Annotated in this window: 21 protein-coding genes; 8 read left to right on the top strand and 13 right to left on the bottom strand. The window is 67.7% G+C overall.

The genetic code is table 11. From position 1 onward, the window contains the following. Positions 1–43 precede the first annotated feature (43 nt). The 5 genes from LFT45_RS16240 (at position 44) to LFT45_RS16260 (ending at position 5,298) form a co-directional block, all read left to right on the top strand. Positions 44–736, top strand: a complete 693-nt coding sequence (locus LFT45_RS16240; RefSeq protein WP_236804613.1) for a Tat pathway signal protein — start codon at positions 44–46, stop codon at positions 734–736. Between the two features lie 2 nt (positions 737–738). Further along, a complete protein-coding gene (locus LFT45_RS16245) occupies positions 739–1,959 on the top strand; it encodes a glutathionylspermidine synthase family protein (protein ID WP_236804614.1) in 1,221 nt (406 codons plus the stop codon). After that, positions 1,956–3,479: an APC family permease gene (locus LFT45_RS16250; RefSeq protein ID WP_236804615.1), complete on the top strand. Its 1,524-nt coding sequence runs from the start codon at positions 1,956–1,958 to the stop codon at positions 3,477–3,479. The genes LFT45_RS16245 and LFT45_RS16250 overlap by 4 nt, the downstream gene beginning before the upstream one ends. Before the next feature lie 22 nt (positions 3,480–3,501). Beyond that, positions 3,502–4,740, top strand: a complete 1,239-nt coding sequence (locus LFT45_RS16255; RefSeq protein WP_236804616.1) for an acyl-CoA dehydrogenase family protein — start codon at positions 3,502–3,504, stop codon at positions 4,738–4,740. 75 nt (positions 4,741–4,815) lie between these two features. After that, positions 4,816–5,298 (top strand): methyltransferase family protein, encoded by a 483-nt coding sequence (locus LFT45_RS16260; protein WP_236804617.1) that lies wholly within the window; start codon positions 4,816–4,818, stop codon positions 5,296–5,298. 19 nt (positions 5,299–5,317) lie between these two features. Here LFT45_RS16260 and LFT45_RS16265 read toward each other — a convergent pair whose 3' ends face one another. The 11 genes from LFT45_RS16265 to LFT45_RS16315 form a co-directional block, all read right to left on the bottom strand. Continuing rightward, the gene (locus LFT45_RS16265) at positions 5,318–5,950 is read right to left on the bottom strand and encodes a hypothetical protein (RefSeq protein WP_236804618.1); all 633 of its coding nucleotides are present in this window, start codon (positions 5,948–5,950) and stop codon (positions 5,318–5,320) included. A 78-nt stretch (positions 5,951–6,028) separates the two neighbouring features. Next, complete coding sequence (locus LFT45_RS16270; RefSeq protein WP_236804619.1) at positions 6,029–6,781, bottom strand: DUF4386 domain-containing protein; 753 nt, start codon at positions 6,779–6,781, stop codon at positions 6,029–6,031. A 35-nt stretch (positions 6,782–6,816) separates the two neighbouring features. After that, positions 6,817–7,086 carry a hypothetical protein gene (locus LFT45_RS16275; protein WP_440156507.1) on the bottom strand — a complete coding sequence of 90 codons (270 nt, stop codon included), beginning with the start codon at positions 7,084–7,086 and terminating at the stop codon, positions 6,817–6,819. Between the two features lie 182 nt (positions 7,087–7,268). After that, entirely contained in the window at positions 7,269–10,007 is a 2,739-nt protein-coding gene (locus LFT45_RS16280) for a LuxR C-terminal-related transcriptional regulator (RefSeq protein ID WP_236804620.1), read from the bottom strand. Between the two features lie 58 nt (positions 10,008–10,065). Further along, a complete protein-coding gene (locus LFT45_RS16285) occupies positions 10,066–10,809 on the bottom strand; it encodes an SDR family oxidoreductase (RefSeq protein ID WP_236804621.1) in 744 nt (247 codons plus the stop codon). Next, a complete protein-coding gene (locus LFT45_RS16290; RefSeq protein WP_236804622.1) occupies positions 10,806–12,185 on the bottom strand; it encodes a glycosyltransferase 87 family protein in 1,380 nt (459 codons plus the stop codon). Before LFT45_RS16290 ends, LFT45_RS16285 begins: the two co-directional genes overlap by 4 nt. Positions 12,186–12,277: 92 nt before the next feature. Then, positions 12,278–13,759 carry an MFS transporter gene (locus LFT45_RS16295; protein ID WP_236804623.1) on the bottom strand — a complete coding sequence of 494 codons (1,482 nt, stop codon included), beginning with the start codon at positions 13,757–13,759 and terminating at the stop codon, positions 12,278–12,280. Further along, a complete protein-coding gene (locus LFT45_RS16300) occupies positions 13,746–14,315 on the bottom strand; it encodes a winged helix-turn-helix transcriptional regulator (RefSeq protein WP_236804624.1) in 570 nt (189 codons plus the stop codon). The genes LFT45_RS16295 and LFT45_RS16300 overlap by 14 nt, the downstream gene beginning before the upstream one ends. 32 nt (positions 14,316–14,347) lie before the next feature. Beyond that, positions 14,348–15,676, bottom strand: coding sequence for a glycosyltransferase 87 family protein (locus tag LFT45_RS16305; RefSeq protein ID WP_236804625.1), 1,329 nt, complete (start codon positions 15,674–15,676; stop codon positions 14,348–14,350). Continuing rightward, positions 15,673–16,833, bottom strand: a complete 1,161-nt coding sequence (locus LFT45_RS16310; RefSeq protein WP_236804626.1) for a cystathionine gamma-synthase — start codon at positions 16,831–16,833, stop codon at positions 15,673–15,675. The genes LFT45_RS16305 and LFT45_RS16310 overlap by 4 nt, the downstream gene beginning before the upstream one ends. A 13-nt stretch (positions 16,834–16,846) precedes the next feature. Then, positions 16,847–18,232: a cystathionine beta-synthase gene (locus LFT45_RS16315; protein WP_236804627.1), complete on the bottom strand. Its 1,386-nt coding sequence runs from the start codon at positions 18,230–18,232 to the stop codon at positions 16,847–16,849. 119 nt (positions 18,233–18,351) lie between these two features. Between LFT45_RS16315 and LFT45_RS16320 the strand changes: the two genes are divergently transcribed. Both LFT45_RS16320 and LFT45_RS16325 read left to right on the top strand, forming a co-directional pair. Continuing rightward, positions 18,352–19,485 carry an SLC13 family permease gene (locus LFT45_RS16320; protein WP_236809389.1) on the top strand — a complete coding sequence of 378 codons (1,134 nt, stop codon included), beginning with the start codon at positions 18,352–18,354 and terminating at the stop codon, positions 19,483–19,485. A 137-nt stretch (positions 19,486–19,622) separates the two neighbouring features. After that, a complete protein-coding gene (locus tag LFT45_RS16325; RefSeq protein WP_236804628.1) occupies positions 19,623–20,054 on the top strand; it encodes a VOC family protein in 432 nt (143 codons plus the stop codon). A gap of 19 nt (positions 20,055–20,073) precedes the next feature. Here the strand turns inward: LFT45_RS16325 and LFT45_RS16330 are convergent, their stop codons facing one another. After that, positions 20,074–20,478: a VOC family protein gene (locus LFT45_RS16330; RefSeq protein WP_236804629.1), complete on the bottom strand. Its 405-nt coding sequence runs from the start codon at positions 20,476–20,478 to the stop codon at positions 20,074–20,076. Positions 20,479–20,630: 152 nt separating this feature from the next. Here LFT45_RS16330 and LFT45_RS16335 point away from each other — a divergent pair, with 152 nt between their 5' ends. Continuing rightward, entirely contained in the window at positions 20,631–21,611 is a 981-nt protein-coding gene (locus tag LFT45_RS16335; protein ID WP_236804630.1) for a DNA-3-methyladenine glycosylase family protein, read from the top strand. An 82-nt stretch (positions 21,612–21,693) separates the two neighbouring features. On the opposite strand, the gene LFT45_RS16340 is transcribed toward LFT45_RS16335, so the two are convergent. Further along, positions 21,694–22,611, bottom strand: a complete 918-nt coding sequence (locus tag LFT45_RS16340) for a hypothetical protein (protein ID WP_236804631.1) — start codon at positions 22,609–22,611, stop codon at positions 21,694–21,696. Positions 22,612–22,712 lie beyond the last annotated feature (101 nt).

The following is a 22,712-nucleotide window of genomic DNA, read 5'->3' on the forward strand; positions in this document are numbered from 1 at the left end:
CAACAGCACCCGTATTCAACAGCATGGAGCAGCAGGGGGAACCATGGACCCGGAGAAGGACCCGAGCAAGGACGCTCACGGGGGCCGCAGCGACGACGTGTCCGGCGGGGACGGCACCTCCGGCAACCAGGCGGGCGGCCCGTCCGGCGGCCAGGCCAAGCCGCCGCCGTGGCAGGTGCCAAAGCCTGAGCTCCACCCCGAACTGCTGACCCCCGGCACGCCGGAACAGGAAAGCCCACGGCAGGAAAGCTCCCGACCGGAAGGCCCCGGAAACCAGAACCAAACAGGCTTCCCCCAGCCCAGCCCCATCTTCGACCCGTTCGCCCGTGACCGCGAGCGCGACGCCGCAGCACGGAAGAAGCGGTCGCAGCGCCGCACGGTGGTGGTGGGCCTCGGCGTCACGGCGCTCCTGGCCGGCACCATCACGGCCATCGTGGCCAGCAACGAGCAGGATCCCGACTATGCCCAAGTCTGCTTCAACGAGGAAACGGGTGAGCGGGTCGAGGATACCCAGTGCAACAGCTCGGCCGGGCGCGGCGGGGCCCTCTATGCCTGGTACTTCTACGCGCGCGGGGCCAGTGTCCCGGGCATCGGCCAGAACCGGACGGCCTACCCGAACTTCACCAGGACCGTGCCGCAGGGAGCCAAAACGTCCACGGGCTACAGCAGCAAGGGCGGCACAGTCAGCAGGGGCGGCTTCGGCAGCAGCTCCAAGGGCGGAAGCACGGGAGGCTAGTCGTGAAGCGGTTACTTTCGGAGCCCCGGCCGGACTGGAAGCACAAGATTGAAGAGCAGGGCCTGGTGTTCTCCACCACCACCCTGCCCGGCGGCAAGAAGATCGAGTACTGGAACGAGGCCGCCTACTACGAATTCACCATGGACGAGGTGGAGGCGCTCGAGGTCACCGCCGAGGACATGCACAGGATGTGCTTGGAGGCCGCGAAGTTCCTGGCCACGGGTGCCATGGGCCCGATCGGCATCGGTCCGCAGGCGCTGGAACTGGCCGCAGAGTCGCTGCAGGCCGGGGACGTGGACATCTACGGCCGCTTCGACTTCATCTATGACGGCCAGGGCGGCGCCGCCAAGATGCTCGAGTACAACGCGGACACCCCCACCGGTCTCATTGAGGCGGCCGTGGCCCAGTGGTTCTGGCTGCAGGACGTCTTCCCGGAGAAGGACCAGTGGAACGGGATCCACGAGGCACTGATCCGGCAGTGGAAGAAGCTGCAGTACCGCACGGGAATGAGCACGCTGCACGTGGCCCACTCCGAGGCCGAGGAATCCGGTGAGGACTGGATGACGGCCGCCTACATGCGGGACGTCGCCGGCCAGGCCGGGTGGACCACCATCGGGATCAACATGTCGGACATCGGCTGGGACCCGAACCTGAACCGGTTCGTGGACATGGACAACTTCATGATCAGCACCATCTTCAAGCTCTACCCCTGGGAGCTGATGATGAAGGAGCCGTTCGGCCACCGCCTGCTGCAGCGCTCCCACAATCCCCGCTGGGTGGAGCCGGCCTGGAAAATGCTGCTCTCCAACAAGGCGCTCCTGGCCGCCCTTTGGCACCTCTACCCGGACCACCCGAACCTGCTGCCCGCCTACCTCAACGACCCCGGACCTTTAAAGGAGTGGGTGGCCAAGCCGCTGCACGGCCGCGAAGGCGACAACATCCGGATCCATGCTGAGGGCATCAGCCTGGAGAAACCGGGCGGATACGGCCGCGAAGGGTGGTGCTACCAGCAGTACCACTCCCTCCCCGACTTCGACGGCAACCACCCGGTCCTGGGCCTGTGGGTGGTGGACGGCGAATCGGTGGGTTGCGGCATCCGCGAGTCGGACGGGCCGGTCACCGATTATTTCTGCCGCTTTGTCCCGAACACCATTGACGCGCCGGCGCCGCTGAGCGTCCAGGCGGCACAGGCCAACGCGAACAAGGCAGGTATAGCTTTATGAGAACCCGAACGACAGCTGCGGCCGGCGGCGCCGGGGCCCAGCCCGGCGGTGCCGTCCCCGGCAAGGGGCTGCGCGCCGGGATCCTGGATCTTGGGGATTCGGTGATGCTCGGGCTCGCCTCCACCGCGCCGGTGTACTCGCTGGCCGCGACCCTGGGCCTGATCGTGGCCGTCAACGGGAACTACACCCCGCTGATCCTGGTTTTGGGCTTCATTCCCGTGCTGTTCATCGCCTACGCATTCCGCGAGCTCAACAGCGCCATGCCGGACTGCGGCACCACCTTCATCTGGGCCCGCCGCGCCTTCGGCCCGTGGGCGGGATGGCTGGGCGGCTGGGGCGTGGCCCTGGCCGGCGTCGTGGTCCTGGCCAACCTGGCGCAGGTGGCGGGCCAGTACCTTTGGCTCCTCATCGGTGACGGGTCGCTGGCGGAGAACAAGGCGGTGGTGACGGCCACCGGCGTCGTTTTCATCGTCTTCATGACCATGGTCAACTACCGCGGGATCCGGCTGGGTGAGCACGTCCAGCGCACCCTGACGTACGTGCAGTACATCTCGCTGGGCATCTTTGCCGTGGCGATCATCCTGCGGATCACCGGCCTGACGGGCGGCACTCCGGCGGGCCAGCCGTTCGATATCGAGTGGTTCAACCCGGCCGGGGCGTTCGCCGATCCCGGCGCGGTGGTGCACGGCATCCTCCTGGCCCTGTTCATCTACTGGGGCTGGGACACGTGCCTGGCGGTGAACGAGGAGACCGAAAATCCCGCCACCACCCCGGGCCGCGGGGCAGTGATCTCGGCATTCGTGCTGGTGGCCATCTACGTCTCCGTGGCCTTGCTGGTAATGATGTACGCGTCCGTGGGAACAGAGGGAATCGGGCTTGCCAACGCCGAAAACCAGGACGACGTGTTCCTTGCGATGAAGGACGTAGTGCTGGGTCCGTGGGGCTGGCTGATTGTGGTGGCAGTGCTGGCATCCGTGCTGTCCTCCACCCAGACCACCATCCTGCCCACCGCCCGCGGCACCCTGTCCATGGGCGTGCACCGGGCCCTGCCGCCGAAGTTTGGGGCGGTCCACGAGCGCAACCAGACCCCCGGCTTCTCCACCCAGGTGATGGGCGCCGCCGCGGTGGTCTACTACGTGGCCATGAGCTTCCTCAGCGAGAACCTGCTGTCCGATTCCATCAGCTCCATCAGCCTGTTTATCGCGTTCTACTACGCCCTGACCGGCTTTGCCTGCACCTGGTACTTCCGGAACACCCTGCGTGAATCCACCCGCAACCTGTGGTTCCGCGGCATCCTTCCGCTGTTCGGGGCCCTGCTGCTGACCGCGGCATTCTTTGTCTCTGCCGCGCAGATGTGGGATCCGGCCTACGGGAACACGCAGATCTTCGGCGTGGGCGGCGCCTTCGTCAGCGGCGTGGTGCTGCTGGCCCTGGGCGTCGTGCTTGCCGCGGTCTGCCGGTTCCTGCCGTCAACCCGCGAGTACTTTGTGGGCCGGAAGCAGGATCCCGCAGGAAGATAGGGCCGGCACGTAGGATGCTGCAATGAGCAACGACGCCCTTGATCCTGTGGAAGCCACGGCTGAGTACGGGCTCCCGGACCCCTCGGATGTCCTGGCGCTGGATTCCCTGCTGTCCCCTAATGAACTGGCCCTCCGGCAGCGCATCCGGGACTTCACCGACCAGCAGATCCGCCCCGACATCGCCGACTGGTACGAGCAGGGTGTCTTCCCGCTGCACCTGCCCGCCCAGCTGGGCGAGCTGGGCGTGCTGGGCATGCATCTGGAGGGCTACGGCTGCCCCGGCCGGTCCGCCGTCGAGTACGGCCTGGCCGCGATGGAGCTGGAGGCCGGCGACTCCGGAATCCGCACGTTCGTCTCGGTCCAGGGTTCACTGGCGATGAGTGCCATCCACAAATGGGGCTCCGAGGACCAGAAACAGGAGTGGCTCCCCCGGATGGCCGCCGGCGAGGTGATCGGCTGTTTCGCGTTGACGGAGCCGACGGCGGGCTCGGACCCGTCGTCGATGACCACCACAGCGCGCCGGGACACCGCCGCGCGGCGGGACGGAACCGGCGAGGACGCCGGCTGGATCCTGGACGGCGCCAAGCGCTGGATCGGGCTCGCTTCCGTGGCCGACGTCCTGGTGGTCTGGGCGAGGACCGACGACGGCGTCCGCGGCTTCCTCGTTCCCGCCGCCACGGCGGGCGTCACCGCCACCCCGATCGGCCGGAAACTGTCCATGCGCGCATCGATCCAGTGCGATGTGACGTTCGACGGCGTCCGGCTGGGTCCGGAGGCAATGCTGCCGGGTGCGCGGGGACTCAGCGGCCCGTTCAGCTGCCTCAACGAGGCAAGGTACGGCATCGCCTGGGGTGCCATGGGCGCGGCCCGCGATTCCTACGAGGCGGCACTGCGGTATTCGATGGAGCGCCAGCAGTTCGGCAAGCCACTGGCCGGGTACCAGCTGACGCAGGAGAAGCTCGTCAACATGCTGCTCGAGGTCCAGAAGGGCACCATGCTTGCGCTGCACCTGGGCCGGCTCAAGGACGCCGGGCGTCTCCGTCCCGAGCAGATTTCGCTGGCCAAGCTGAACAACGTCCGCGAGGCCATCAAGGTGGCGCGGGAAGCCCGGACCATTTTGGGCGGCAACGGCATCACGCTTGACTATTCGCCTCTGCGGCACGCCGCCAACCTCGAGTCTGTGCGCACCTACGAAGGGACGGACGAGGTGCACACCCTCATCTTGGGCCAGCACATCACGGGGCTCCCGGCCTTCCGCTGATGACAGTGACCGCTGGTTGAGCTGGGCCCACGCCGGCAGGGTGCCCTGGCCGAGCTTTGCGAGGTTAGGGTGCCGGTGGGGACGGCGCTGTTCGCTTTGGCTCCGGCGACGGCGGCCGGCCTCGTCCCGTGGCTGCTGACGCGTTGGGAGGTGCAGGGTCCGGTGCCCGGAGGCGCCGTGGCCCAGGCGGCCGGCGCGCTCCTCGTGGGGGCGGGCGCTTCCGTCGTCGCAAACTCCTTTGTGCGGTTTGCCATCGAAGGCGTGGGAACGCCGGCACCCTTCGCGCCACCGAAGCATCTTGTAGTCAGCGGGCTGTACCGCCACGTCCGGAATCCCATGTACGTGCCCATCGCCGCCGCCGTGGTTGGCCAGGGCCTGCTGCTGGGCCAGCCGAAACTCTTCGGCTACGCCGCGCTGGCGGCGGTCCCGGTTGCGGCCTTCGTCAGGTTCTACGAGGAGCCCGCGCTCGCGCGCAAGTTCGGGGCTGAGTATGGGGAGTACCGAAAGAACGTTCCGCGCTGGCTGCCGCGGCTGACGCCGTGGCGGCCGGACAACTGACGAAATGGGGGTCCGGCGCCTAAAACGCGTTCGGCAAGCTCCGGGAAGATGCCTCTGCTGGGCGGCTTGTGAGCATCCAGAGGGCCAGCCAGATAACTGAGGCGCCAAGCAGCGCCAGGGCTGCATCGAGGGCGAGCTCCGGGACGAGGTTGCGCAGCGCGATGGGAATGGCGGCCATGGCGTAGGCGATTGTCGGGGTCCGGGGTGCCCTGCCGTCCCGCAGCAGCGCCAGGCAGTACAGGATTGATCCGACTAGGAAGATCATCGAGGCTGCCACCAATGCTGTTCCGAGCGGCCCGCCCCGCAACGCAGCGATTTGGGAGGGATCGAGCCGGACGAACACCAGGTTGATCACCCACTCCGCGCCGGTCGCGGCGCTGAGCCCCACGACGTTCACCGCGAGGGCGACCGAGGAAAACTTTGATGATCGGCGCAGGGCGACCCGGGCGAGGCCGACAACCAGGATGATAGCGAATGCCTGTGCCAGGGGCGCGGCAAGCTGCGTCGCGGAGCTGACCGGTATCAGTTCGGCGCGCTTGGCCGCATTGACGAACAAGACGGCGGCTGCGGCCAGGCCCGTAACTGCTGCGAGGCGGGCCGGAAGCAAGGTAGTGGACTGTTTTTCCAGGGATGGGCTGGCGAGCGTGAGCATGGCGTTCATCTTTCGCAAGAGTGCAATGGGGGGGGTCTTGATGGCCCGGCGGTGTTCGGGACGCCGGTCCTTCGGTAATCAAGCGGGGACGTCTCTGGGGGTGGGAGCTGCGACGGCGGGCGTCGTGCCATTAGTGATGGGACTGGGGCTAAAGCCTTTGACGATCAGCCAAACGCCCAGCGAAAACTCCCAAAGCGCGATCGGGGCCGTCGCGATCAACGACCACACGGAGAGGGTGTTATTGATGCCGAAATAAGTTGCGGCGGTGGAAGCGAGGAGCAACGGGGCGCCCACCAGTCCCAGCAACGGAAGAACCCGGGGCACCAGGCGGGACCGGTACAGGAGGGAGCCCAGGAGAAGGGCGTTCATGGCCGGCATGAGGGTTTGTCCGAGGAGGAACGTCCAGCCATACATCGCAGCCAGCGCCTGGCCCGTGGGCAAAGCGCTTGCTCCGGCTCCGGCCTGCCGCAGGGTCACGACCGAGAGAAGGCAAACAACGCCGGTGACAATGACAGCAGCTTCGAGGACGCGTGCGCCGACGAAGCCAAGCGCGACCGCTTCGTTTTGCTTTTTAACCACCGGGTACAGTGCGACCGCGGTCCCGATGCAGGCAAGGGCTACGATCATTTCAAGGGCACCGCCCCAGAGTGTGGCGGTGTCCGGGCCGGGGCCGGTGATGTAGTTGGAGTCTGTTCGCACCGCCCTGTAGAGGGTGAGTGTCGGGATTGAGACGAAGGTGATCAGGTAGAGCACGCCCGCGGCCAGCGCGGTCTTCCGTAGCGGGTCCATCGGCACTCGTTTCGTTGCGGCTTCTGGCCGGATGCTGGTCATGATGTCGTTCTCCTTCGTGGGATGCGGGTGGAAGATTAGCTTCGGGGCTTTGCGGTGGATCCTGGCTTGTCGGCTTCAACCTGGGCTACAGAGAGCAGGGGCAGGCCGATATCGCGCACTTTCTGGAGCAGGCCATACAGGGCGGCCTGGTCTGCCACCTGACTCCGGAAGACTGTGGTGCCGTCGCTCTCATTCGTCAGGCTCAGTGCGTCGAACCAGGCAGCCCACCGGGAATCCAGGTGGCCCTCGATCCGGACCTCGTACCATCCGGAGTCGTGGTGATGTCCGATCGGCATGTCATGCACGGGCCCTCCTTTCGCTTTATCCGGCCGATGGACCTCGGCCGGCGTTGCTTCTGTTCGTTGTCCTGATCGAACAGTAGAAGGAGATCTAAGGACCGCGCCTCACCACATGTGGTGATTGGCGTGGTGATTTAGTTACGGGCGTTGGCAGCGTTCCCCGGCCGTCGGCGTCGTCGCGGCTTGGGCTACCGGTCGCTGGCTCGGGAGAACAGACCGAGTTCCTGGCCCTGACGGACCGCGGCCCGGCGGTTGTTCACGCCGAGCTTGGCGTAGATGTGTCTGGTGTGAGTGCGCACCGTGTTCAGGGACACCACGAGCACGCGGGCAATGTCCGGACCGTCGAGGTCCGTTCCGAGCAGCTGGAGAACGTCCAGCTCACGTTCACTCAGCGGCTCGATCAGGCCCCCACTGACACGCGTGGGCACCTCGGCAATGTTCATGAACGTCATGAGCCGGCGCAGGTAACCCGGGGCTATCCGTTGGTTCGCAGCCGCTCTCAGCAGTGAACCCATCGGGGCGCCCTCATCAGCGAAAACGCGAACGTAGCCCTCCGGCTCCGCCAACGCTACTGCTCGACGCAGTGATGCAAGCGCCGCAGGGATGTCGCCCCGTGCCTGGTCGGCCAGGGCCTGCAGCACGAGAATCTCGATGACGCTTCCCGTTCGGCCGCCGTCGTCTGCCGCCCGCAGCAGGCGCCCCAGCAGGCGGATGGCCTCCTGGAGCGAGGACGCCGCGCCCTCTTCCGCATGCCGGGCCAGGAGCACCCTGGCAAGGGTGATGTGCTCGAACTCCCGAAGGTAACTGAGGTCATCGTCCACCGACAAGTCTCGCTCCCGCACCCAGCCGAGGGCTTCACCCAACCGCCCTTGCGCGAGCTGGATCCGGGCCCTCAAAGCCGGCACCGGACGTACATTGGGAAAGTAATCGCCCACGTAGAGTCGCTCCGCCTCAGCCAGGAGGTCGAGCACACCGGCCAAGTCACCTTCCCCCTCGAGGATCCGCGCCATGGCGACCCGCCCGCGATACAGGTTCTGAGGCAGCTCGCCAAGGGGCCCCAACTCCTGGCTGCGCTCTAGGAGTCGGATGGCTTCCTGCTGGTCGCCGCGCTCCCGGCAGACCCCGCTCATCCCCACATACATGTCAGCTTCCCCGCGCAGAACCGATCCGCGCCGTCCAGAAGCAGCCTCCAAAGCTTGCTCGTAGGTGCACATGGCATCGGTGAGACGCCCTTGCGCCAGGCGTATGTCCGCCAAGGCAATCGCGCATCCCAAGGTGTCCGCGAGGTGCCCTGCACGGCGCAGGCCAGCCATGCATTCGTCATACCCCCGATGGGCTGCCTCGAGCTCCCCACGCCCCCAGTAGGCGAGTCCCAGCAATCCGGAGGCTGCGGCGCGGCCGACATTGTCGTCCTCAGGTGCAAGATCAAGCGCACGCTGGGCGTGGCTTACCGTCCCGGGTCCATCGCCCCGGCCCAGCGCCAGCGCGGCCCGGTACACTTCAATCGTCTCGGGAAGGCGGCGAAATTCCTCGTCGTCGGCTACGACCATCTCCGTTGCTCGGCCTTGAATTTCTTTGCCCACACCTGGGGGTGGATCCAGCCACCGTTCGACGTCCCGCAGCCGGTCTTCGACTCCCCCGACATCGCCGCACACCACCAGCGCGCCCACCAGTCCCACGCCCAGCACCGGCCTGACACGGACCACATCGTACGGGAGCACCATCAGCCAGCCGCGCAGCAGGGCCTCCTGCCTGTTCCGCCGGATGTCCGGCACCGCCAGCTCGATAAGGTCCGCCGCCCGTTCGAAATCCTCCGCAGCCAAGGCATGGCGGATGGCATCGAACGCCTCGCCGTTCTGTTCGTACCAAATGCTCGCCCGCCGATGGAGACCCGGGAGCTCGTCGCCGCGCTCCTCCACGAGGCGCGCCTGCAGAACATCCGCAAAAAGCTGGTGATAGCGGTACCACTGACGGCGGTCATCCAAGGGAACCAGAAACAGGTTCGCCCGCTCCAGTGCCGCCAGCCTGAGCTTGCCATTGTCCTGTCCTGTGACGGCATCGCACAGAGGGCCGCTGAGCCGATCCAGGATGGACGTCTGGAACAGGAAGTGTTGAACATCCTCTGGCTGGCGCTGCAGGACCTCCTCAGCCAGGTAGTCGACGATATATCGGTCGTCCCCGGCGAAGCCTGCGATGAATGCGGCGACGTCCTCGCGGCCCTGCATCGAAAGCGCAGCGAGCTGGAGTGCCACGATCCACCCTTCGGTGCGGTCTTCCAGCGCCGCTACGTCCCGGCCCGTCAGCTCCAAGCCCATGGAGCCGTTAAGGTAGGCCTCCGCCTCATTTACGGTAAATCGCAGATCGGCGGCGCGGAGCTCGACGAGCTCGCCCCGGGCCCGTAACCGCGCCAGCGGCAGCACCGGGTCGGCTCGGCTGGCGATGACCAGGTGCACCTGCGGGGGCAGGTGCTCCACCAGGAATGCGATCCCGTCCTGCACCTCGTGCGCGTCGATCACATGATAGTCATCGAGAACCAGGACGACATCGTTCGAGACAGCGTGGAGGTCATTGAGAAGAGTGGCAAGGAGCACTTCGATGGGGGGCTGCGCCGACTGCAGGAGCGAGAGCGCAGGGGCGCCAACCCCGATGGACGCCCTCCTCAGCGCCGTGACGAAGTAAGTCCAAAACAGCGCGGAATCGTTGTCACGCTTCTCGAGCGAGAGCCACGCTGCCGACCACCCATTAGCGGAAACGGTTGCCAGCCACTCAGTCAGCAGCGTCGTCTTACCGAACCCGGCCGGAGCCGACACGAGCGTTAGCGTGGCATCAGCTCCACGGTTCAGGCGCTCGATCAACCTCGGGCGCGTCGCCAGGCCGGGTCGCTGTCTGGGAACGTGGAACTTGGTCTCGAGAAGTAGTCCCGTCATGACCGCCTCCCCTCACGGACAGTGTACGGCTGCCGCGGTCCCTCGGCACCCGAGAGCGTTAGGCCGAGAACCCGCCGTCGGCCTTAATGAGCTGACCGGACACCCAGCGGCCCGCCGGGGACAGCAGGAAAGCCACCGTTCCCGCCACCTCGGCGGGGGTGCCCAGGCGGCCGCCGGGCTGGCGCCGGGCGAGCTCGGCGCGGGTCTGGCCGTCCATCCAGCCGGTGTCCACCGGCCCGGGGTTGAGGACATTGGCGCTGATGCCGAGCGGTCCAAGTTCACGCGCCGCGGCGATCACGATCCGGTCCAGGGCCCCCTTGGACGCACCGTACGGCAGGTTGAACGCTGTGTGGTCACTGGTCAGCGCGACGATCGCGCCGCCGTCGTCCGCCGCCTGCTGCGCGAAGGCGCGGACTAGCTGCCAGCTGGCCCGCGTATTCACGGCGAAATGCCGCTCAAAGCTTTCGAGGGTGGTGTCCAGGATGCCGGAATCGACGGATTCGGCGTGGCTGAGGACCATTCCGTGCAGGGTCCCCGCCTGCGCGGCCACGTCTGCCATCATCCGGTCGACGGCGCCCGGGTCCTGGAAGTTGGCGGGCAGGGCCACCACCCTGGAGCCGATGGCCTCCAGTTCGGCGGTGAGCCGGCCGACGTCGTCCGGCTGGATTCCCCAAGGCATGCGGGCGTCGTAGTCCTGCCAGTAGGTCAGCACCAGGTCCCAGCCGTCGGCGGCCAGTAGGCGGGCGATCCCCGCACCGATTCCGGCGAGCCGCCCGGCGCCGGTGACCAGCGCCGTGCTCATTCCGCCAGCTCCGCCACCGCATCGCGCCGCAGGGCCACGAGCCAGCACACCATGATGGCCAGCGCGCAGAAGACTCCGGCACTGGAGGCCATGATCCACAGCACCGGCGTCTGGAGGTTGAGGTTTTCGGCGCCGAGGGCCGTGCCGATGGTCTTCGGCGAAAACAGGAACACCACGGTGGACATGCCCAGGACGGCGCCCATCACCGCGCGCTGCAGCCGGTACCGCTGGGGCGTTTCGCGCAGCGTCCAGGCGAACGCCGGAAGCACCGCGGCCATCCACACCCAGTGGTGCGACCAGGAGACGGGGCTGATCAGGAGCATGGTGAGGGCCGTGGCGGATATAGCCACCACCCTGGCACCCTGGCTGCTGGCCACCTTGATGAGGGCGGCGCCCAGACCCACAGCGAGCAGGCTCAGGACCAGCCAGGGCACGTTCACTGCGTCCGCCGGAACTCCGAAGTGGAGCAGCGCACCCTTGATGGAAAGGTTGTCCACGTAACCGGCGCCGCCGATCCGGGACGTGTCGGGAAGAATCTCCAGCCAGAAGGTGAGGGATTCGGCCGGGCGGAGCAGCCAGCCGAGCAGCACGGTGAACGCGAACCCGGCGCACATGTTCAGCAGGCCGCGCCAGTCCTTGCGCACCAGGAAATACAGGCCGAAGACCAGCGGTGTCAGCTTGATCCCGGCGGCAACGCCCACCAGGAAGCCGCCGCCGGGCAGGCCATGCCGCCAACGGGGACTGCGGGCCAGCAGGTCCGCCGTCATCAGCCCCAGCAGGAGGATGTTGATCTGGCCGAAGGCCAACGTTTCGCGCCACGGCCCAAGATTCAGGACGGCCAGGAACAGCACGACGGCGGCGAGCCGGTTGAGCGCGGACCGGAAGGTCAGCGAAGCGAAGGTGCTGCGCCAGGTGGGCTTGCTGTTCCAGTAGCGGACGCCGAGCGCCGCCACCCAAGCGGCGACAGCGACGCCGGCGGCGTTGAACAGCAGCAGCGCCGTGGCCTGCGGCACTTTCGCGAGCAGGCTGAAGAGGAGGGCCGCGAATGGCGGGTAGGTGAAGGGCAGTTCGGGGCCGCCCGCCCAGTTCACCGTCGGCTGGTAGAGGCCCGACGGTGCCAGGCCGGCGTCGTTGAGGATCTTGCCGCCGAACCAGTAGACGCTGAAGTCCAGGCCCTTCTCGCCCCAGGCGTTCAGCCGGGACGCGACGAAGACGGCGGTGGCCGCCACCGTCAAAAGGACACCAAGTTCGACGGCGGCCAGTACGGGCCCGCGCCGGCGCGGCTGCAGTTCAGTGGTCTGATCCAGCCCCTGGCCGGGCCCTCCTGCGGCGCTGTCTGGCCTGTCGTTCCTTGTTCGGGCAGTAAGCAGTGCCATTCAGTGTCCCCCAGCTGTAGTCCGGCAGTGTGCGCCTCCGGGACGCGTAGCGCGTTCTGCCGCAAGAGCCGGCGCCGCAGAGGGCGCCCCGCTTAGTCTACTGAAGCCACGGCCACCGCTGCGGGCTTCCGTCGCCCGGCGTCTTTGCGGATGGTGGCGCTGATCACCGCGGCGATGGTGCACATCGCGGCGGCACCGAACCACGCGTAGGTGTAGTGGCCGGTGGCGTCCCGGATGGCTCCGGCGGCCAGGGCTGCCGCGGCGGCACCGAGCTGGTGCGCGGCGAACACCCACCCGAACACCACGCTGCCGTCGGCTCCGAACACCTGGCGGCAGATCGCGGCGGTCGGCGGAACCGTGGCCACCCAGTCCAGGCCATAGATCACGACGAACACGATCATGCTGGGCTGGACCGAGGAGCCCAGCAGCAGCGGGAGCACCAGGAGCCCGATCCCGCGGAACTGGTAGTACACGGCGAGCAGGACCCGGGGGTTGAACCGGTCGGTCAGCCAGCCGGAGGCGATGGTGCCCAGGATGTCGAAGATCCCGACGACGGCGAGCAGCCCGGCCGCGGTGGTCTCCGGCATGCCGTGGTCATGCGCGGACGGGATGAAGTGCGTCCCGATCAGCCCGTTCGTCGTGGCGCCGCAGATGGCGAACCCGGCGGCCAAGGCCCAGAAGGTGCGGTTCCTGCTGGCGCTCCGCAGCACCTGCAGTGCCCGGACGGCCGCGTTGCGGCGGGGCTCCGCAGCCTCCGGGGCAGCGGCTGCTTCCGGCTCTCCGGTGGGGGCGCCGGACGGTTCCTCTGCCCCGTAAGGCAACGCCCCGACGTCGGCCGGTGAATTTTTCAGGAACTTCAGCACCAGAGGAACCACGACCAGGGCACCGGCGGCGATGAGCAGCGAGGCCTGGCGCCAGCCCGGGTCCTGGGCGAGCATCGCGATGAACGGCAGGAAGACCAACTGCCCGGCGGCGCTGCCGGCGGTCAGGATGCCGATCACCAGCCCCCGGCTCTTGCTGAACCAGGTGTTGGCGATGGTCGCCGCGAACACCAGCGCCATGGAGCCGGTACCCAGGCCGATGAGCAGGCCCCAGGTGAGAAGGATCTGCCAGGACTGGTTGACCAGCACAGTCAGGGCGCTGCCGGCCCCGATCATCCCCAGCGCGACGGCGGTGACGGTCCGGACGCCGAACCGTTCCATGAGCGCAGCGGCGAAGGGGGCCGTCAGCCCGAACAGCACCAGGTTGATGCTGACCGCGGCGGACAGCACGGTGGTGGACCAGCCGAACTCCTGCTGCAGCGGCACCATGAGCACGCCGGGCGCGGCACGGAAGCCGGCGGCTCCGACGAGCGCCAGGAACGCCACCGCGGCAACGGCCCACGCAGGGTGCAGCCGGCCCCGCTTCTTCGGCCGCCCCTCCCCTGGAGTCCCCGGCCCCGCCCCTGGAGTCCTCGCCCCCTCCTCAGGACTTTTGCCCGCCTCCTCAGGACTTTTTGTCCAGATATCGTCCTCTAATGCCCCCTCAGGGCGCGCTATCTGGACAAAAACTCCCGGGTCCTCAGAGGTGCTCATGCGGCTGTTCCTTTTTCTCCGCCGCCTTGTACGCGGTTGGTGGGTGTGTTGGACGGTGTCGAGGTTGCCGGGGCGCCGTCGCCAGCGGGAGCGGATCGTCGCTTCGGGTGAGGCTGTGCCAGCTGGTGTTGTCCGCGGTGAGGCGCTCCCCGCATTCGGTGCAGGTGTCGGCCGAGCCCGTGCTCTGCCCGCACGTTGCGTGGATGACGTACATGTGGGCCTGCTCGGACGGCGCCTGCAGGTGCTTTTCTGACCAGATCACGACGGCGTTGAGCACCGGCAGGGCGTCCTCACCCTTGGCGGTGAGGACGTACTCCTGGCGGGTCCGTCCGCCGTCGTCGTAGGGCTGTTTTGCCAGCAGGCCGGACTCCACGAGGGAGGCGAGCCGCCGGGTGAGGACTGAGTCCGCCACCTGGAGGCGCGTCTTCATCGCGTCGAAGCGGCCGTTGCCGAAGAAGACCTCGCGGAGGACCAGCATGCCCCAGGGGTCGCCGAAAATGTCCAGGCCGCGGGCCATGCTGCAGTTGCGCGTCGACCAGTCGGAGCGGAGAGCCATGCTGCGACACTAGCTGACTTTCTTGAAGAAAGCTACCCTTCGCCGTGTGGGCGGATCCCCGACCGCGAGGGCCGGTACGCAGCGGCCCAGTACACCAGAAGCGCCACGCCGCAGAGCACGCCCAGGCTGGAGACCATGAGCGGCCATTGCGTCTGCGGGTTCACGCCCCACACCTCGGCCCCGGCGGCCATCGCGAGGTCCTTGGGCGCAAGGTAGAAGGCCACGGCCGACGCCGCCACCACCAGCCAGCCGGCCAGCCGCATCAGGCCGGTCCTGGAGGGCACGCGGTGCATCGCGAAGGCCATGGACGGCAGTGCCACGGCGATCCATACCCAGTGGTGGGACCACGAGACGGGGCTGACCAGGAGCATGAGCACGGCGGTCGCGGACACCGCCACGAAGTTTTCCTCCACGGCCACCGCCCACCTGATCACCAGGGCCGTGAGTCCGGCCAGGGCCAGGGCCAGCACCAACCAAAGCAGGCTGGTGAACCCCGAGTCCGGCAGCCCGGCGTGGAGCAGCAACCCCTTCAGCGACAGGTTGTCCACGTACCCCGGATCACCGATGCGCCCCGTGTTGGGCAGGATCTCGGTCCAGAACGTCACCGAGGCGTGGGGCAGTGCGGCCCAGGCCACGGCGATGGAGCCGAGGAAGCCGGCCGCCATCCAGCCCAGTGCCTTGAAATCGCGGCGCACCAGGAAATACAGGCCAAACGCCAGCGGTGTCAGCTTGATGCCGGCAGCGACGCCGACCAGCAGGCCGGCAGGCCACCGGATCCCACCCGCCCGCGTTTTCCCGTGCAGCGCGAAGTCGGTCAGGATCAGGCCCATCAGGATGATGTTGATCTGCCCGAATACGAAGGTGTCACGCCACGGCCCCAGCAGCACGATGGCCCCGGTTCCGGCCAGGGCCACAGTCCGGAACCGCCAGTCCGCAAAGGCCTCCTGCCAGCGGGTCAGGCCGAAGTAGTGCCGGGCGAGCCAGGCGGATACCACCGCGGCCCCGCCCAGCGCGGCCCAGATGAAGAGCTGCCCGCTTTGGCCCAGACCCATGGTGGCCAGACCAGCGAACAGCAGCGCGGCGAACGGCGGATAGGTGAACGGCAGGCCGTCCCGGGGCGCGTACAGCTCGCTGATGCCGGTCTCGCCGGTTTGCAGCACCTTGGTGCCGCCGTAGTAGTAGACCTCGAAGTCGTTCATGGCCGGGGCATACCCGGCGTACAGCCACAGCAAAGCGAGGACGACGGCGGCGGCACCGCCCGCCGTCGCCAGCCAGCCGAGGACAACCCGGCGCGCATTACCCTGGCTGCCGGCCCCCTCTCGGGTCCCGGCACCCTCCTGCGTCCGCGGCGAGGCCGTCACTGGATGTGCGTGAAGGCTTGCTCAAGGTCGGCGATGAGATCCTCGACGTCCTCGATGCCGCAGGAGAGCCTGATGAGGTTCACGGGGACGGCCAGCTCGGTGCCCTTGACCGAGGCATGGGTCATCTCCGACGGGTAGTTCATCAGCGACTCGATGCCGCCCAGCGATTCCGCCAGGGTGAAGACCGACGTCGATTCGGCCACCTTCCGGGCAGCGGCCTCGCCGCCCTTGAACTGCACGGAGATCATGCCGCCGAACTTCTTCATCTGCTTCTTGGCCAGCTCGTGCCCGGGGTGCGAGGGCAGGCCCGGGTACAGGACCGCTTCCACCTCGGGGCGTTCGAGGAGCCATTCGGCCACGGCCTGGGCGTTGTCGCTGTGCCGGTCCATGCGCACGCCCAGGGTCTTGAGCCCGCGCGTGGTGAGGAACGCGTCCATCGGGCCGGACACGGCACCCACGGCGAACTGCACGAAGCCAATCTTCTCGGCCAGCTCGGCGTCCTTGACCACGATCGCGCCGCCCACCACGTCGGAGTGGCCGCCGATGTACTTGGTGGTGGAGTGCACCACGACGTCGGCACCCAGGTCCAGCGGGGTCTGCAGGTAGGGCGACGCGAAGGTGTTGTCGACGATCAGGAGGGCCCCGGCGTCGTGCGCCACCTTGGCGAGCGCCTCAATATCGGTGATTTTCATCATCGGGTTGGACGGGGTCTCCACCCAGACGAACCGGGTCTTGTTGGCGGCAACCGCGGCCTGCACGGCATCGAGGTCGGCCATGTCCACCGGGGTGTTGCCGATCCCCCAGTCCCCCAGCACGCGGCTGATCAGCCGGTAAGTGCCGCCGTAGGCGTCGTTGCCGAGCACGATGTGGTCGCCGGGCCGCATCAGGGCGCGGATGAGGGAATCCTCGGCGGCGAGTCCTGAGCTGAAGGAGTAGGCGTGCGTACCCCGCTCCAGCGCCGCGAGCTGCTGCTGCAGGGCGTCGCGGGTGGGGTTGCCGCCGCGGCCGTATTCGTAGCCGTCCCGCAGATTGCCGATGCCGTCCTGGGCATAGGTCGAGCTGAAGTGCAGGGGCGGAACGACGGCGCCGGTGCGCGGCTCGAATGCCTGGCCGGCGTGCACGGCGCGGGTGTTGAATCCGTGGTTCTCTTCAGACATGGGGCTCCTTCGATCAGTTGCTGAGGTAGGCGAGGAGGTCGTGGCGGGTCAGGATGCCGATGGGCGCGCCAACGAATGTCACCATCACGGTGTCGACGTCGGAGAGCAGCTCGCGGGCGGCGGAAATGGTTTCGAGCGAGCCGATCACCGGCAGCTTCTCCCCCATGTGCTCGGCGATCTTGTCCGTCAGCTTGGCCTCGCCGCGGAACAGCTTAGCGGTCAGGGTCCGTTCATCCACGGCCCCGAGGACTTCGCCCATCACCACGGGCGGCTCCGCGGAGAGGACCGGGATGTGGCTGACGCCGAACTCGTTCATGATGTTGATGACGTCGCGGACAGTTTCGTTGGGGTGGATGTGCACCAGGTCCGGCAGTTCGCCCGTCTTGGACTTGATGACCTCGCCGACGGAGGCCTCCTCGCCGCCGGAGAGGAAGCCGTAGGAGCGCATCCACTGGTCGTTGAAGATCTTGGCAAGGTAGCCGCGGCCGGAGTCGGGCAGGATCACCACCACCACAGCGTCCTCGGGGAGGTCCCGGGCCGTGCGCAGGGCGGCCACCACGGCCATGCCGGAGGACCCGCCCACCAGCAGGCCCTCTTCGCGCGCCAGCCGCCGGGTCATCTCGAAGGAGTCGGCGTCGCTGACCGCCAGGACCTCGTCCGGGACCGACTTGTCGTAGTTGCCGGGCCACATGTCCTCGCCCACGCCCTCGACGAAGTAGGGGCGACCGGAGCCGCCCGAGTAGACAGAGCCTTCGGGATCGGCCCCGATGATCCTGACCCGGCCGCCGTCTGACTCCGGTCGGTCCGCCGACACTTCCTTGAGGTAGCGGCCGGTGCCGGTGATGGTGCCGCCGGTGCCGGCGCCGATGACGCAGTGGGTCACCTTGCCGTCGGTGTCCCGCCAGATCTCGGGGCCAGTGGTCTCGTAGTGGCTCAGCGGCGCTGCGGGGTTGGAGAACTGGTCCGGCTTGTACGCGCCGGGGATCTCCGTGACCAGGCGGTCGGACACGCCGTAGTAACTTTGCGGGCTGTCAGGCTCGACGGCGGTGGGCGTCACCACCACTTCGGCGCCGTAGGCCGCCAGGACAGCACGTTTGTCCTCACCCACCTTGTCCGGGACCACGAAGATGCACTTGTAGCCCTTTTGCTGCGCCACCAGAGCCAGGCCGACGCCGGTGTTCCCGGAGGTGGGCTCGATGATGGTGCCGCCTGGCTTGAGCTTGCCGTCACGCTCGGCTTCCTCGACCATCTTCGCCGCGATGCGGTCCTTTATGGAGCCGCCGGGGTTCACGTATTCCAGCTTCACGAGGACGGTGGCCTTGACGCCCTCGGTGACGTGGTTGAGCTTGATGAGCGGGGTGTTGCCGATGAGGTCCAGGACAGACTGGGCGTACTTCATGGGTACCAACTTACCGTCTTGGGCTGGCTGGTTGTCCCAGCGGCTTTCGGTGCGAAGATTGGGCCGTGGCGCGCCTGCAAATACCGAAGAATGTGCGGAGCTATCTTCTGCCAGGCTTTATGCTGCTTGCCGGGACCGGCTGCCTGGCTGGCGGCCTCCTGCCCTGGCCCGCGTTCGGGCAGCTGGCCGGACGCACGGCCCCCATCCTGGCCTTCGTCGTGGCGATGACCGTCGTCACGGAGCTGGTTGATGCTGCGGGCCTGTTCCGCGTGGTGACGGACCGCATTGCGGCACTCGGCCGGGGCAGGGTCTTCCTGCTGTGGCTCTTGGTGCTGGCCTTGTCCTCCGTCGCCACGGCTTTTCTGTCGCTCGATACCACCGCGGTGCTGGTGACTCCCGTGGTGGTGCTGCTCGCCGTCCACGCGAAGATCCCGCCCCTGCCCTTCGCCCTGACCACGGTGTGGCTGGCCAACACCGCGTCGCTGTTCCTGCCGGTCTCCAACCTCACGAACCTGTTGGCGCAGTCAAACATGTCACTGAGCCCGCTGGGATTCGCCAAACTGATGTGGGCGCCTGCCGTCGTCGGCCTCCTGGTGCCTGCGCTGCTGCTCTGGCTGGCCTTCCACCGGGAACTGAGTGGCCGTTACGGGCCGCAGCCGGCCCACGCGCCCGGCGACCGGACACTGCTCCGGGCATCGGGCGGAATGCTGCTCGTGCTGCTGCCGGCACTGGTTTCGGGGATTCCCGTGGCGGTGCCTGCGGCGCTCGCGGCCGGGTTCCTGGTGGCTCTGTTCCTGTGGCGGCGGCCGGCGGCCCTACGCTGGTCGATGCTGCCATGGCGCCCGCTGATACTGACCGCCGGGCTGTTCATGGTGGTTGAAACTTTCCACGCGCACGGCCTCACCGAGGCACTGGCACCGGCCGCCGGGGCCGGCGAGACCTTCCTGGACCTGCTGCGCCTCGCAGCGCTGGGCGCCGCCTCCGCGAACATCGCCAACAACCTTCCCGCCTACCTGGCCCTGGAGCCCGTGGCCGGATCGCCGCTGCGGCTGGGCGCACTCCTGATCGGGGTGAACCTGGGCCCGCTCATTTCGCCCTGGGCGTCCCTCGCCACACTCCTGTGGCACGAGCGGCTGCAGAGCCTCAACCTGCGCGTGCGCTGGGGCGGCTTCGCTGTTGCCGGCCTGGCCGCCGTTGTCCTCGCCCTTCCGTTGGCCGTCCTGGCACTGTGGCTGGGGAACGGGATGCCATAGTCGCTTCCCTGCGCCGTGCCGTTGCCGTTCCCGCGCTCTGGCTAAGGTACTAGCCACGGCCTGCCTGGGCAGGGCAAGCTGGCATCGGCACCCGTGGCCGGGCGCCGCTCCTCAGCGTCGTTGAAAGGAACTGTGCCTTGGACTGGACCCTCGAAGTTGTTGTGCTGCCCGTGAGTGACATCAGCCGTGCCGTGGAGTTCTACCGGGACAAAGTCGGCTTCAACCTTGACCACGACACGCAGAACGAGCACATGCACGTGGTGCAGCTGACGCCTCCGGGTTCGGGGTGTTCGATCGTGATCGGCGACCTGCCCTCGCAGAACGAGATGGCCCCCGGCTCCATGCGGGGCCTGCAGCTCGTGGTGGCGGATGCCCGGGCGGCGCGCGACGAGCTGCTCAGCCGCGGCGTGGAGGCGAGCGAGATCACCGTTTTCGACGAGCGCGACGGCGGCACCTTCTTCGGGTTCAGCGACCCGGACGGGAACACCTGGGCGGTGCAGGAGCTCAGGATCCGTGCCCAGAAGCCGCTGATCCCGGTGGAGGCCCGCAGCCGCTTCGGCGAGGAGTAGCGGCAGCCGGGCCCCTGGCTCAGCCGGTGGCACCGCCGGCGTCTGCGGGCAGGTTCTCCCAGAGCCCCAGGATGTTCCCCTCGGTGTCCTTGAAGTAGGCGTAGTGGCCCATTCCCGGGATGGTGTCCTTGGGCTTCACCACGGAACCGCCCAGCTGCTCGACAGTCCGCAGGGTCGCATCAATGTCCTCGACGTCCACGGTGATGACGGGCGTGGTTAGCTCCCCCTCCCGGGCCATCATGCCGCCGTTGATGGCCCCCGGCTCCGTGGGCCTGCCCGTCTTTTCGTCCATCGGGGTGGTGATCACCACGTTGTAGTCCATCTCCGGCATGGGGTCGATCCGCCAGCCGAGCGCCTGATTGTAGAAGTTCCTCGCCCGGTCCTGGTCGTCCGCGGGAATTTCAAAATGCACCACTCCACCCATTGCGATCACCTACAACTCGAAGGAAGGGACACGGCCGACCCGCGCCACACTGGGGATTGTAGTCCTGGCACCGTCCCCGGTTAAGGGCCTGGTGAAACCCTCCCCGCGGGCCCGGCGGCAGCTTTGTCGGTCCGGCGTGGGACGATGAATGCATGACCATTGCTGACGCCCCCGCCCGGCTGGCAGCCGCGGCGGACGCGTCCCTGAGGTGGCATCCGGGCGGCCCATATGACCTTCGCCGCACCCTGGGGATCCTGCTGCGCGGCAACGGCGACCCCTCCTTCTCCTCGCGGCCGAACGGGCTGTGGATGACCTTCACGACGCCGGATGGCCCGGTGACGCTGCGTCTCACCGCTGCCGGAGAGGGCCTGGAATGCTGTGTCGATGCCCAGGCCTGGGGTCCCGGTTCGGGAGCTGCCCTCGCAGGACTTCCCCGGCTGCTCGGCGCCGGTGATGACTGGTCGGAGTTCGATGAGCCGTCCTTCGCCGCGACGCTCCCCCGCATGGTCCGTGAGGCGCGACGCCGGAACTCCGACGTGCGCCTGCCGTCCACCGGGCGGATGGTTGATTCCCTCGTGCCCACCATTCTGGAGCAAAAGGTCACCGTCATTGAGGCGCGGCGGGGTTTCCGTTACCTCATGTACCGCCACGGAACGCCCGCCCCCGGCGCCGGTACCATCGCACCTCCCGGGCTGCTGGTCCGGCCCACCGCAGAGGCCTGGCTCCGCATACCTTCGTGGGAATGGCACAAGGCAGGTGTCGGGCCGCAGCGCTCGGCGACCGTCATGCGCGCCTTGCGCTCCGCCGTCGCACTTGAACGTCTGGCTGCCCTGCCGGCGGCAGAGGCCGCCGCCAAGATGCAGACCATCCCGGGAATCGGGGTGTGGACGGCGGCCGAGGTGGTGCAGCGGACGCACGGCTGCCCCGACTCAATCGCGGTGGGCGACTACCATCTGGCCGCCTATGTGGGCGCGGCGCTGACCGGGCGGCGCACTGACGACGCCGGCATGCTGGCCCTGCTGGCACCGTGGACGGGGCACCGGCAGCGGGTGGTCCGGATGCTCGGCCTGAGCGGCTTCCGGAAGCCCACGTTCGGCCCGCGGATGACCATCCAGGACCACCGCGCCCACTGATGCTCCCCCGCTAACTGCAACGCGGGGTCACTTAGCGCCCAATAAACCACCTCCACCGGGCGATACCTGACCCCGCGTTGCTTCAGGCGGCGCGGCGCTTTGCCCTTTTGATCCGGCCGATGACGCCTTGGAACCCCTCCTCCAGGTCGTCGGCGTTCACCTTGAAAGAGGACCAGCCGGCGCGAATGAATGCTTCGTCCCGCCGGTTGTCGCGTGACTGCTGTTCACGCGACAGGTGATGGGCACCGTCGTACTGGAGGGCGATGCGAAAACGCCTGTACCCGATGTCAGCTGTGGGCGACCAGGGGTCGTGCGGGTCGAGGCGCAGTTGCAGTTCCGGCTCCGGCAGGTGGGCATCCAGCATCGCGATCCGGAGGAAAGTCTCCGGATAGGAGTCGGCGCCCACCCGCATTTCATCCAGGGCTAGCCGTGCCTTCTCAACACCCTTCATGTTGGGGTGCTGCCTTATGAGCAGGCGCAGTCCCTCCTTGTAGGCATAAGGCGTGGTGCGGCCCTCGAACTCAGGCCTGGGAATCCTGATGAGCTGGTCGCCCATCGCGACGACGTAGCGGAGCGGCAACACGGCTGCCAGGTCCAGCCAGGTCCGGGGCGGCAGCGAGATGGGGATGCCGCCGCATTCCCCGATCTCCCCGGGAATGACACGGACGCGGTGGCCAATGGCTCCGCCGCGGCGGACCCTCGGCAGCTCATGGGGTTTGCTGAGGTGGATGGCGTCCTCATCCATCCACGGCGGGTGGCCCAAATGCGTGAGCTCGGCCGCGGTCTGGTGGGATACCCACGCTCCCGGCGTTGCCGCCGCCATGACCCTGGCACATTCCCGCAGGTCGGGGGCGCGTCCCTGCGGCAGATAGATCAGGCGGCCGCCGTCGGCCAAGTCTTTGGCACGGAGCCGCTTCGCAGGGACGCCCAGCGCCCTCGACGCGTACACCGTAAACGGCGAACAGTGCAGGATATCGGGGAGCGGCGTTGTCCGGGCCATGGAAATATTCTGGCTGCCCGCCGGAGGCCTTACGGAGTTATCCACAGCCCAAAGCCTTAACGGGCAACGCGGGGTCACTTAGCGCCCAATAGACACCGGCG

Origin of the sequence: Arthrobacter sp. FW305-BF8 (assembly GCF_021789315.1) — a bacterium.
In the GTDB taxonomy this organism is placed as follows: Bacteria; Actinomycetota; Actinomycetes; order Actinomycetales; family Micrococcaceae; genus Arthrobacter.

Bases quoted from the DNA above. Each gene is read 5' to 3' on its own strand.
- LFT45_RS16340 (WP_236804631.1), bottom strand. From the start codon at position 22,611: ATGGCCCGGACAACGCCGCTCCCCGATATCCTGCACTGTTCGCCGTTT.
- LFT45_RS16250 (WP_236804615.1), top strand. From the start codon at position 1,956: ATGAGAACCCGAACGACAGCTGCGGCCGGCGGCGCCGGGGCCCAGCCC.
- LFT45_RS16265 (WP_236804618.1), bottom strand. From the start codon at position 5,950: ATGCTCACGCTCGCCAGCCCATCCCTGGAAAAACAGTCCACTACCTTG.
- LFT45_RS16280 (WP_236804620.1), bottom strand. From the start codon at position 10,007: ATGACGGGACTACTTCTCGAGACCAAGTTCCACGTTCCCAGACAGCGA.
- LFT45_RS16255 (WP_236804616.1), top strand. From the start codon at position 3,502: ATGAGCAACGACGCCCTTGATCCTGTGGAAGCCACGGCTGAGTACGGG.
- LFT45_RS16285 (WP_236804621.1), bottom strand. From the start codon at position 10,809: ATGAGCACGGCGCTGGTCACCGGCGCCGGGCGGCTCGCCGGAATCGGT.
- LFT45_RS16270 (WP_236804619.1), bottom strand. From the start codon at position 6,781: ATGACCAGCATCCGGCCAGAAGCCGCAACGAAACGAGTGCCGATGGAC.
- LFT45_RS16295 (WP_236804623.1), bottom strand. From the start codon at position 13,759: ATGAGCACCTCTGAGGACCCGGGAGTTTTTGTCCAGATAGCGCGCCCT.
- LFT45_RS16310 (WP_236804626.1), bottom strand. From the start codon at position 16,833: ATGTCTGAAGAGAACCACGGATTCAACACCCGCGCCGTGCACGCCGGC.
- LFT45_RS16290 (WP_236804622.1), bottom strand. From the start codon at position 12,185: ATGGCACTGCTTACTGCCCGAACAAGGAACGACAGGCCAGACAGCGCC.
- LFT45_RS16320 (WP_236809389.1), top strand. From the start codon at position 18,352: ATGCTGCTTGCCGGGACCGGCTGCCTGGCTGGCGGCCTCCTGCCCTGG.
- LFT45_RS16300 (WP_236804624.1), bottom strand. From the start codon at position 14,315: ATGGCTCTCCGCTCCGACTGGTCGACGCGCAACTGCAGCATGGCCCGC.
- LFT45_RS16315 (WP_236804627.1), bottom strand. From the start codon at position 18,232: ATGAAGTACGCCCAGTCTGTCCTGGACCTCATCGGCAACACCCCGCTC.
- LFT45_RS16335 (WP_236804630.1), top strand. From the start codon at position 20,631: ATGACCATTGCTGACGCCCCCGCCCGGCTGGCAGCCGCGGCGGACGCG.
- LFT45_RS16330 (WP_236804629.1), bottom strand. From the start codon at position 20,478: ATGGGTGGAGTGGTGCATTTTGAAATTCCCGCGGACGACCAGGACCGG.
- LFT45_RS16240 (WP_236804613.1), top strand. From the start codon at position 44: ATGGACCCGGAGAAGGACCCGAGCAAGGACGCTCACGGGGGCCGCAGC.